The following is a 751-nucleotide window of genomic DNA, read 5'->3' as shown; positions in this document are numbered from 1 at the left end:
CAGTTGGCAAGCAGACTTTAACTCTATCAAAAGGCTGGAATTCTATAGGAAGGTTCAATGAAACTGCAATTTACGCAAGCGAGCTGGCGAAGAGCATAGAAAATTGTGCTGCAATTGGTTACTGGGACGAGGCTTTAGGAAGGTTTGTAGTCCATTTAGTATCTACAGGCTTGAGCGATTTCAAAATTGAGCCTGGAAATGGTTATTTGGTATACGTGACTCAAACTACTGCTTGGGAAAATAAATAATTTTAATACCCCTTACGTATATTCCAAGTCTGTGATTTGTAATGATGCCTACCGGTCAGCAAATACCTATATTAATACTAAAAGAAGGTACTAAAAGAGAAAGGGGTAGATCAGCCCAGCTTAATAATATTGCAGCTGCAAAAGCTATAGCAGATGCAGTTCGCAGCACTTTAGGGCCTAGAGGCATGGATAAAATGCTTGTAGATAGTATGGGCGATATAGTAATAACAAACGATGGGGTAACAATACTTAAAGAAATAGATGTAGAGCACCCAGCTGCTAAAATGCTCGTTGAGGTTGCTAAAACGCAAGACCAAGAATGCGGCGATGGTACTACAACAGCAGTAATAATAGCAGGCGAGCTTCTGAAAAAAGCTGAAGAGCTTTTAGCGCAAAACATTCATCCTACAGTTATCGCCTCTGGGTACCGTTTAGCCTCGCAAAAAGCATGCGAAATTTTAGATAAGCTTGCTGAAAAAGTTAGCTCTAAAGATGTTGAGACT

2 protein-coding genes are annotated in these 751 nt (G+C 40.2%); both read left to right on the top strand.

Annotation, left to right across the window (positions count from 1 at the left end):
* Positions 1-248: hypothetical protein (locus QMD21_07835; GenBank protein MDI6856673.1), on the top strand; the 248-nt coding region annotated here is incomplete at its 5' end.
* Positions 249-292: 44 nt separating this feature from the next.
* Positions 293-751, top strand: a 459-nt coding sequence (locus tag QMD21_07830) for a TCP-1/cpn60 chaperonin family protein (GenBank protein MDI6856672.1), incomplete at its 3' end; no start/stop codon positions are given.

The sequence above is a fragment of the Candidatus Thermoplasmatota archaeon genome, assembly GCA_030018475.1.
Classification (GTDB): Archaea; Thermoplasmatota; JASEFT01; order JASEFT01; family JASEFT01; genus JASEFT01.
This window is presented reverse-complemented; position numbering and strand designations above follow the sequence as displayed.